This window comes from Rhodococcus sp. (in: high G+C Gram-positive bacteria), from assembly GCF_049286785.1.
Lineage (GTDB): Bacteria > Actinomycetota > Actinomycetes > Mycobacteriales > Mycobacteriaceae > Rhodococcus_F.
Genome location: NZ_JBAQEO010000073.1, coordinates 1 through 9,768, shown reverse-complemented (window position 1 = coordinate 9,768; position 9,768 = coordinate 1). Strand labels below are relative to the sequence as shown.

Genomic DNA, 9,768 nt, shown 5'->3' with positions numbered 1-9,768 from the left:
CGGGTCGCGCTCAGCGAGTTGCCGCCGAGGTCGAAGAATCCCGCATCCGCGCTCACCCGGTCGAGTCCGAGCACCTCCGCGAAGACGTCGGCCACCGTCTCCTCCACCGGATCGGCGGGTGCCCGGTATTCCCCCGCGCCGACGTCGAATGCGGGTGCGGGCAGGGCTTTGCGGTCGAACTTGCCGACGGCGTTCAGCGGGATCTCGTCCAGCACCGTGATCGAGGACGGAACCATGTGCGCCGGGAGCCTGCTCGCGAGGCGGCGGGCGATCTTCTCGGTATCGAGGGCACGCTCGGGCGCGGGCACGACGTAGGACGCGAGGAGTGCGTCCCCGGCCGGGCCGCGGTAGGCGACCGTGGCCGCGAACCGGACGTCGGGGTCCGCCGCAAGGGTGGTGTCGATCTCGCCGAGTTCGATGCGGAACCCGCGGACCTTCACCTGGAAGTCACTGCGGCCCAGGTACTCGATGGTGTGCTCGGAGGTCCAGCGCACGATGTCGCCGGTGCGGCACATCCGCTCGCCGGGCAGGTACGGGTCGGCCACGAACCGCTCCGCCGTCAGCCCCGGGCGGCGGTGGTAGCCGCGCGCCAGTCCCGCGCCGGCGAGGTACAACTCCCCCGGAACCCCGACCGGAACCGGCTGCAACCGGGAATCCAGCACCAACTCCGTGACACCGCGGATCGGTCCGCCGATGGTGATGCTCTCGCCCGGGGTGAGGGGATCGCTGATGTTGGACATGACCGTGGCCTCGGTCGGCCCGTACCCGTTGTACAACCGGCGTCCCGGCGCCCACCGGGACACGAGTTCGGGTGGGCAGGCCTCCCCGCCGACGACGACGTCGGTGAAACTATCCAGCCCCGTGGGGTCGAGGGACGCGAGCGCCGCCGTGGTGACGAACGCGTGCGTGACGCGGCGGTCGCGGATCAGCTGGGCGAGTTCGTCGCCGCCGAACACGGTGGGCGGCGCGATGACCATCGTCGCCGCCGCGCCGAAAACCTGCAGGTATTCGAACACGGATCCGTCGAAGCTCGGTGTCGAGAAGTGCAACGTCCGGGACTTCGGGTCCGCACCGAATCGGGCGAGTTGGTCTCGCGCAAAGTTGTCCAAGCCGCGGTGCGTCACGGTCACGCCCTTCGGCCTGCCGGTGGACCCCGACGTGTAGACGAGGTAGGCGGCCGTGTCGAGAGTGACCGGTGCCGTGCGGTCGCCGTCGTCGATCGGTGCCGCGGATCCGGCCGCGCACTCGGCCTCGAACGCGGGGTCGTCGAGTACCAGCCAGCCGGTGTTCTCGGGCAGGCGGGCGCGATGCTCGGACGTCGTCAGCCCGAGGGTGCACTCCGAATCGGTGAGCATGTGCGAGATGCGTTCGCCCGGATAGTGCGGGTCGGCGGGCACGAACACGGCCCCGGTCCTGACCACCGCCCAGACGCACAGCACCGACTCGATCGACCGTGGGATACCCACGGCCACCGACATTTCCGGCCCGAGTCCGCGGGCGATCAGAGCACGGGCGAGCCGGTTGGACCGCTCGTCCAGCTCCCGGTAGGACACCTCGACCTCGCCGGACGACAGCGCGACCGCATCCGGGTCGACCGCGGCGGCGTCCGTGAAGATCTGCGGGAGCGTGCGGAGGGAGCCGGCCGGGCCGCCGCGGACCGGTACCAGCTCCTCACGTTCCCGCTCGGTGAGCAGCGACAGCCGGGCCAGCGGCACGTCGGGTCCGGTGCAGGCGTCGAGCACCCGCACCACCCGCTCGGCGATGTCCTCGATCGCGCCGGGAGCGAACAGGTCGGGCACGTACTCGAACTTCAGGTGCAGATTCGCCGCCGCCGACGCGACGAGGCTCAGCGGGTAGTGGGCGGCGTCGCGGGCATCCACGCCGGTCACGCGGAGCGCGGCGATGTCGGTGTCTTCCGACAGCCCGGCCCGGTCCACCGGATACGACTCGAACACGGTGAGGGTGTCGAACCCGACGCCGGGACCCGCGGCGTCCTGGATCTCGGCGAGACCCGTGTAGTGGTGATCGAGCATCGCCGCCTGCTCGGCCTGCACCCGCCCCAGCAACGCGCCGAGCGTCTCCTCCGGGCGCAGCGTGACGCGCACCGGCACGGTGTTGATGAACAGCCCGACCATCGTCTCGATGCCGGAGAGTTCCGGCGGGCGGCCGGAGACGGTGGCGCCGAACACGACGTCGTCGCGTCCGATGAGCATCCCCAGCACGACGCCCCATGCCGTCTGCAGAATGCTGTTGAGGGTGAGCCCACGGGCGCGCGCGGATTCGCGCAGCCGGTCGGTCCGGTCCTCGTCGAGGTCGAACACCCACTCCCGCGACACGGTCGACAGCTGCCGAGCCCGGTCGGCGGGGACAAGCAGCGTCGGTTCCTCGACCCCCGCGAGGGCGTCCGCCCAGGCCCGCGCGGACAGGTCGGTGTCGCGCCCGCTCATCCACACCAGGTAGTCGCGGTAGTCCCGCACGCGGGGCAGCGGCGAGAGGTCGGCATCCGTGGCGTACAGCGTGAGCAGTTCCCGGATCATCAGCGGCATCGACCAGCCGTCCAGCAGGATGTGGTGGTTCGTCGACACCATCCGGCAGCGGCCGCCGGCCGTCCGCACCAGCAGGAACCGGATCAGCGGTGCGGTGGCCATCTCGAAGGGGGTGGTCCGGTCGGCGGCCAGCAGTCGCTCGATCTCGGCGGCCGCCGCGTCCTCGTTTCGTCCGCTCAGGTCGATCTCCCGCCAGGGCACGGCAACCCGGCCCGAGACCACCTGCACGGCCCCACCCTCGGCGTCGTGACAGAACGCGCTGCGCAGGTTCGGATAACGGTCGAGGAGGGCGCCTGCGGCCCGGCGCAGTCGTGCCGCATCGACGTCGCCGCCGAGGTCGAGAATCAACTGGACGAGGTAGGCGTCCACCGATTCGTCGGCCAGTTCGGCGTGGAACAGCATGCCCGCCTGCAGCGGCGACAGCAGCCAGACGTCGGTCATCGCCGGGTAGCGGCGCTCGAGATCGTCGATCGCGCTCTGGCCGAGCCGGACGAGGTTCAGGTCGGACGGGGTGAAGCCGCCTCCACCCGCCCGGGCGTGCACGGTGAGGGCCTCGAGCGCGCTGACCCACAGCCCCGCGAGTTCGCCGACGTCCTCGGCGGCGATCACCCCGACGGGGAACGACCATGTGGCGGTGAGTGCGGGACCGGCGGCGGTGTCGATGGTCCTGGCGTTCACGTCGACGACGGCCGCGGCGGGCAGCCCGGAGTGTGCGGCGGCAGCGAGCCCCGCGTCGGAGACCGGCATCCAGTCACCGTCCGGCGCGGCACCGGAACCGAGCCTGCCGAGGTAGTTGAAACTCACCTGCGCGCTCGGCAGGGCGGCGAGCTCGGGGCCCGCCTCGGCATCGAGGTAGCGGAGCAGCCCGAACCCGATGCCGTGATCGGGGATCGACTGCAACCGCTCCTTCACGGCCTTGACCGCGGCACCCGCGGCGGGGCCCGCGGCGAATGCGTCATCGACGTCCACGCCGCTCAGATCGAGGCCCACCGGGAAGATTGTGGTGAACCAGCCGACCGTGCGGGCGAGATCGGCGCCCGGAACCACCTGTTCCTCACGACCGTGCCCTTCGAGGTTCACCAGCGCGCCGGAGGACTCGATCCCCCGCGCCCGGCGCCAACGCACGAGCGCCAACGCCAGCGCCGTCAGCAACCCGTCCCCGGCACTCCCGTGGAAGGCCTGTGGGAGCGTCGTCAGCAGCGCCTCGGTCACCTCGGCGGGAATCCGGACCTCGACGTCGGAGGTCTGGATGTCGGTTGCGGTGAGGGGCCGCGACCCGAGCGGTGGGTCCGGGGTGTCGAGCATCCGCCGCCACAGGTCGAGTTCGGCTGTGCGAGAGGGTTTCTGGGACACATCCGTGAGGGCGTGCGCCCACCGGCGCATCGACGTACCGGTGGCGGGCAGGGTGGGCGCCTCACCCGACAGCACCTGGGCACAGGCGAGTGCGAGGTCGGGGACGAGGATGCGCCACGACACCCCGTCGACCACCACGTGATGGGCGACGATCAGCAGCCGTCCCGGGGCGGCCGGTGTCGCGCTGCTCGCGAACCACACCGCCTGCACCATCACGCCCGACGCCGGGTCGAGCCGGCCCGCGGCGGCGTCCAGTTCGCGGGACGCGACATCGGTGAACGAGTCCTCGGCGCCCTGTGGCACGGTGCGCACCACCGCGGTCGCCCGCACCCAGCCGGGCGGCGCGACCGCCATCGCCGCGCCGCGCTCGGCGCGGTCGGTCCGGTACAGCCTGGCGCGCAGCATGTCGTGCCGGTCCAGAACGGCCTGCATCGCCGCCGTCAGCGTGTCCTCGTCCAGTGCGGCGGGGGTCGCGAACAGCGCGGCCTGGGAGTACCGCCGGAAATCGCCTTCCCTGCCCAGCATCCAGTGCACGATCGGGGTCAGGGGGAACTCGCCGACGCCGCCGCCGGGCAACTCCTCGAGCGTGACGGTCTCCTCCCCCGCGGTCGTGACCTCCGCGAGTGCGGCAACCGTCTTGCGTTCGAACACCTCCCGCGGGGTGATCACCACCCCGGACGCCTTCGCCCGTGTGACGAGCTGAATCGACATGATGGAGTCGCCGCCGACCGCGAAGAACGAATCGTCGACGCCCACCGATTCGAGGCCGAGCACCTCTGCGAACAGGCCGGCGAGGATCCGCTCCGTCTCCGTCGCCGGAGCGCGGCCGAGCGACACCTGCCGTCCGAAGTCCGGTTCGGGCAGCGCCCGGCGGTCGAGTTTGCCGTTCACGGTGAGGGGCAGGGCGTCGAGTACCACCACCGCCGCGGGCACCATGTGCGCCGCCAGCCGCCCACCGACCGTGTCGACGATTCCGGCCGGATCCAGCACCCGGCCCGCCTCGGGCACCACGTAGCCCACCAGTCGCTCGCGCCGCGCCAGCACCACCGACTGCGCCACGCCGTCGCAGGCGAGCAGCGCCGACTCCACCTCGCCGAGCTCGATACGGAAGCCTTTGACCTGAACCTGGAAATCGTTGCGGCCCAGATATTCCAGCTGCCCGTCCGCGTTCCACCGGCCGAGGTCGCCGGACCGGTACATCCGGGAACCGGGTGTGTGCGGGTCGGCCACGAACCGGGTCGACGTGAGCGCGAACCGGCCGAGATAACCCCGGGACACCTGCGCGCCCGACACGTAGAGTTCCCCGACCACTCCTGGCGGCACCGGGTGCAGGCGGGAGTCGAGCACGTAGACGCGCAGTCCGGGCAGCGCACGGCCGATCACGGAGGCCGACGCGGACGCGACGAGTTCCTCGTCCAGCGGCAGGTGACTGACGTGCACGGTGGTTTCCGTGATGCCGTACATGTTCACCAGCGCCGGGGCGGTGTCAACGCGCCGCGCGTACCAGCGGGTGAGCTGACCCAGGTCGAGGGCCTCGCCGCCGAAAACCACGAAGCGGAGGGCGAGTTCGGCGGCGCCGGCGACCCGGTCCGCCTCGGCGAGTTGGTAGAAGGCGGTGGGGGTCTGATTCAGGACGGTGACGTTCTCGTCCCGCAGAAGTCGCAGGAGCATGCCGGGCGAGCGGGTCGTGAAGTAGTCGACCACCACCAGCCGGCCGCCGTGGAGCAGCGCACCCCACAGTTCCCAGACGGAGAAGTCGAACGCCGCCGAGTGGAACATGGTCCACACGTCGGAGGCATCGAACCGGAACAGCGGCTGCGTGTTCGCGAGCAGGGTGACGACGTTGCGGTGCGCCACCTGAACGCCTTTCGGCTGCCCCGTCGAGCCGGAGGTGTAGATGACGTACGCCACCGAGTCCGGGCGCAGCGGACCGGTCCGGTCGCTGTCGGTCACCGGCAGCGGCGACGTGCGGTCGAGTTCGGCTGCCGTCTCCGGGCTGTCCACGAGGAGGAGCGGGACCCCGCTCGCCCGGACCGCGTCGGATTCGGCCTCGGTGGTCAGCACACACACCGGCCGGGCGTCGGCGAACACGAACGCGAGCCGCTCCGCCGGGTACGTCACATCCACAGGTACATAGCCGGCCCCCGATTTCACCACCGCGAGCAGCGCCACCACCAGATCCACCGATCGCGCGGCCGCAACGGCCACCAGGGTCTCGGGGCCCGCGCCCCGCGCGATCAGCAACCGCGCCAGACGATTCGCCCGGGTATCCAGCTCGTCGTAGGTGAGCGAGACGCCCTCGCAGACGACCGCCGTCGCGCCCCGGGATCGCTCCGCGGCCTGCTCGAACAGTTCTGCCAGGGTCGCGTCCGGCGTGGCGGGCTCGGCGAGCGCCGGCAGCACCAGGTCCCGCTCCACCGTGTCCAGGATCTCGATGTCGCCCACCGGGAGCTCCGTGGCAGCGGCGACCGACTCGAGCACCCGGAGGAACCGTTCCCCGAAACGGACCACGGTGTCGCGATCGAGCACGTCTGTCGCGAACCGCAGTCCGGCAGCGAGTCCGGCGGGTGCGCCGTCCGCGTCGATCTGTTCGGCCAGGCTCAGTTCCAGGTCGAACTTCGCGACGCCGAGGTCCACGTCGAGCGAGTCGACGGTGAGTCCGGGCAGTTCGAGGTGGTTGCCCTCCGCGTTCCGGAATTCGATGAGCACCTGGAACAGCGGGGTGTGCGATGTGGATCGTCCGGGGGCGAGATGGTCGACCAGCCGCTCGAACGGGATGTCCGCGTGCTCGAACGCCCCGAGGTCAGCGGCTCGGACCGCGGTGAGTACCTCACCGAACGACGCCCGCGGGTCCACCACCGTCCGCAGGACGAGCGTGTTGACGAACATGCCCACCACGTCGTCGAGCACCGCCTGCCCGCGACCGGCGACGGGCGTTCCCATCGTGACGTCGTCCGTGCCCGACAACCGGGACAGCAGAACGGCGAACGCCGCGTGGACCGCCATGAACAGTGTCGAATTGTGTTGGTTCGCAATCGTGTTCAACTTACGGTGCAGCCAGGTAGGGACGTCGAACTCGACGACGTCCCCGCGGTAGGACCGCCGGGCGGGGCGCGGCCGGTCCACCGGGATCTGCAGCATCTCGGGCGCACCGGACAGTGTGTCCGTCCAGTAGCCCAATTGCCTCGACATCAGCGAGTCCGGTTCGTCCACCGCACCGAGGAAGTCCCGCTGCCACACGCTGTAGTCGGCGTACTGCACCGGCAGCGGGGTCCAGCCGGGTGTCTCCCCCACGGTCCGGGCGGTGTACGCGAGCATGACGTCGCGGGCCAGCGGCATCATGGAGAACCCGTCGGCGGCGATGTGGTGCACCACGATGGCCAGGACGTGCTGCCCCGAACCTAACTCGAACAGCCGGGCACGGAACGGGATCTCGTCGCTCACATCGAAACCGGCGCCGACCAGGGCTGCGAGGGCATCCCGCAGTGCGCGGTCACCGGCGACGGCCACCGGATCGAGGCGGGGGGTGACCCGCCCGGGATCGACGATCACCTGGTGCGGTCCGTCGACCGACCCGGGGAACACGGTGCGCAGCGATTCGTGCCGCTCGACGACGTCGCCGACCGCAGCGACCAGGGCGGCGTGATCGAGGGCGCCGGTCAGTCGCAGGGCGATCGGGATGTTGTAGGCGGGCGAAGACGTGTCGAACTGGTTGACGAACCACATGCGCTGCTGCGCCAGCGACAACGGTATCCGGTCGGGGCGCGGTCGTGCGGCGAGTGCCACCGACGGTGTGGCCGCCGCGGCCGAGTCGATCCGGACCGCCAGATCGGCGACGACCGGCGCGTCGAACAGTGCGGCCACGCCGATCCCGGCGTCGAGGGCGGAGTTGATGCGCGCGACCGCCCGGGTGGCGCTGAGCGAGTCGCCGCCCAATTCGAAGAAGCTGTCGTCCGCACCGACACGCGGGGCACCGAGCACGTCGGCGAACACCTGCGCGACGGCCTCTTCGACCGGGGTGGTGGGCGCCCGGTACCCGATGGTCGCCGACGTGAATTCCGGTGCGGGCAGCGCCTTCCGGTCGAGCTTGCCGACGGGGGTCAGCGGAATCTCGTCGAGGACGACCACCGCGGCGGGCACCATGTACTTGGGCAGGATCCGGCCCGCGAACGCGAGCACGTCCGGCGCGGCCACCTCCTCGCCGTCGTGCGGCAGCACGTACGACACCAGTGCCGTGTCCCCCAGCGGGCCCGGCCGGCCGAGGGTCGCGGCGAAGTCGAGGTGGGGGTGGGTGGTGAGAACGGAATCGATCTCCCCCAGTTCCACGCGCTGACCGCGGATCTTCACCTGGAAGTCGCTGCGCCCGATGTATTCGAGGGTGTGGTCGCGACGCCACCGCACGACGTCGCCCGTGCGGTACATCCGGCCGCCGCCAAAGGGGTTGGCGACGAACCGCTCCGCGGTGAGCGCAGGCCGCCGGTGGTATCCCCGGGCCAGCGCCGGTCCCGCGATGTACAACTCGCCGGGCACCCCGGCCGGAACGGGCTGCAGCCGCGCGTCGAGGACGGACAGCGCGATGCCGCGGACGGGGCTCCCGATGGTGACCGGCTCGCCCGGTCTCATCGGCCGGCTGAACGTGGTCAGGATGGTGGCCTCGGTGGGGCCGTACCCGTTGAACATCGCCCGATCCGCACCCCACGCGGCGACCAGTTCGTCGCCGACGGCGTCGCCGGCCACGACGAGCGCCTCGAGGTGCTCGATGCCGTCGCGCTCGACGGTGGCCAGGACGGCCGGGGTGATGCAGGCGTGGGTGACGCGTTCGCGCCGCAGCAACACTGCGAGTTCCGCACCGCCGTAGACGTCGGGGGGAGCGATGACGAGCGTCGCCCCGGCGGCGCACGATTGGACGAGTTCGAGTATCGACACGTCGAAGCTGGGCGAGCAGATGTGCAGACACCGGGAGTGGGGCGTGACGGTGTAGTGGTCGGTCTGCTCGGTGAGCAGATTCGCCAGTCCACGGTGGGTGACGACGACGCCCTTCGGCCTGCCGGTGGACCCGGACGTGTAGATCGCGTAGGCGGCGTGATCGACGTCGAGCACCGACCGGCGATCCAGGTCGGTGACGCGGGCGGCCGATGCGGCGGCCCACGTGTGATCGAAGGCCGGATCGTCCAGCACCAGCCACGGCACGGAACCGGGCAACCGGTGCCGGTAGGCAGACGTCGTCACACCCAGTGCCGCGGCGGAATCGGCCAGCATGTGCTCGATGCGGTCGGCGGGATAGTTCGGGTCGATGGGCACGAACGCCGCGCCCGCTTTCGCGACCGCCCACATCGCCAGCACCGATTCTCGTGATCGGGGTAGCCCGAGCGCCACGAACGACTCCGGCCGGGCACCCCGGTCGATGAGCACGCGGGCCAGCGCGCTCGACCGCTCGTCGAGCTCGCGGTAACTCGTCTCGCGTCCGTCGAAGACGAGCGCGGGCGCCTCCGGCCGGTTCCCGGCCGACGCCGTGAGGATCTCGGGCAGGGTCCTCGGCGGCCCAGCGGGGGCGCCGGACACCGCGGTGTACTCCTGGAGTTCGGCCTCCGACAGCAGGGTGAGGTGCGCGATGGGTGTGTCGATGTCCGACAGCAGGATCTGCACGACGCGCGCGACGCGGGCCGCCACCGACTCCGCGAACTCGCTCTGGAAGACGTTCGGCTGGTACCGCAGTCGCAGGTGCAGTCCGGTGTCAAGATGCGCCATCAGGGTGAACGGATAGTGGGTGGAGTCGATCCCCTCGATCCCGGCGACGCGCATGCCACCGATGTCGGTGTCTTCCGACAACCCCATGCGGTCCACCGGATAGGACTCGAACACGGTCAGC

At 71.0% G+C, this 9,768-nt stretch carries 1 protein-coding gene; it reads right to left on the bottom strand.

From position 1 onward, the window contains the following. Positions 1 to 9,768, bottom strand: a 9,768-nt coding sequence (locus tag WAW17_RS02680) for an amino acid adenylation domain-containing protein (RefSeq protein ID WP_422331475.1), incomplete at both ends; no start/stop codon positions are given.